Source organism: Vibrio sp. Vb1554 (genome assembly GCF_033344235.1).
In genome coordinates this window covers 1-1,148 of the sequence record NZ_JAWPOJ010000339.1, presented here as the reverse complement: position 1 = coordinate 1,148, position 1,148 = coordinate 1, and the positions used below count along the sequence as shown (strand labels likewise).

Below are 1,148 nucleotides of genomic sequence, written 5' to 3'. Positions count from 1 at the left end.
ACATTGGCTCGCATTTTCAAACTGAATAGCAGCCATGCCCACCTGTTTAGCCCCTTCGACGTTGTAAGGCATATCATCCAGAAAAACGGTTTCTGATGGGGTTAAGTCGTAGCGGGAGAGAAGCGCTTGATAAATTTCCGGTTGAGGTTTTAAAAGTTCGACTTCGGCAGACACAATCGCGCCATCAAAAAGTGGCCAAAAATTGTACGTTGATTTTAAGTGTTCGACAATTTCTACAACATTATCAGTTAGTGCGTAGACACCGTAACCCGCTTGCTTCAACTTTTGTAGAAGCTCAACACTGCCGAACAGTTGAATCTGAGTCTGTTTTACGTAGTAGAAGAAACAGCAACATTCTTCAGCCGTTAAGTCGAGTTCTTGTTGATAACGGTGTATTGCTTCTTCTTCGCTGATCAAACCTTTGTTGAGGTCTAGCCAAATCTTGTTTGAGAACAGTCTTTTCGCCATTTGTTCTGCATCTACGGAATGACCAAATGTAAAGCGTACAATCTCTGGTGGTGACCAACGAACCAGTACGTTGCCGACATCGAAAACAACATTTTTAATTTGAGAGCTTTCCATAGAACACCTTTGATTTGTGAGTTGGGCAGAGTAATCAAACGAAGATGAGTGAGAACAACATTCGCGTTGCCCTCGCATAAGTTGATTCTACTTGAATCACAATAAAATAATATGCAATTGAACTCGTTACCAAAAAATTCGTGAAATCAAGCTGAACTTAGATAAAAGACTGAATTTAAAGACAAGCATCGCGAATAAATTGACGGATTTCGCGCTGCTTATATTTGGCAAGTAATATATAATTACAAAACAACGTGATTATAAAAAAGATAGCAAGTCACAACTTTGAACGTCAGGCGGAGTAGACAAATTAGATAGTATGGATTCGATACGTAAGGTATATGAGTACGCAGAGCCCAATTTAACATTAGTTGGTTGGATGGGATTTATTGGCTTCCCGCTCTACTACTTCGTTTGGGACTTCATGTTCCCGCAATCCTATGAAAACTTGCCGCTACGTTTGTTCTGTTCCGCACTGTTTTTTGGCATCATTTTTCGTAACCGTTTGTCGTCATCATGGCGAAAGTACGTGCACGTCTATTATCAAATAACGATTACGACCTGTT

Annotated in this window: 1 protein-coding gene and 1 pseudogene; one reads left to right on the top strand and one right to left on the bottom strand. The window is 40.3% G+C overall.

What is annotated here, in order from left to right:
- Window positions 1–582, bottom strand: a 582-nt coding sequence (locus R8N28_RS26125; protein WP_318183771.1) for an HAD family phosphatase, incomplete at its 3' end; no start/stop codon positions are given.
- Window positions 583–901: 319 nt separating this feature from the next.
- Between R8N28_RS26125 and R8N28_RS26120 the strand changes: the two are divergent.
- A pseudogene (locus tag R8N28_RS26120) lies at window positions 902–1,148 on the top strand (hybrid sensor histidine kinase/response regulator); the annotation flags it as partial.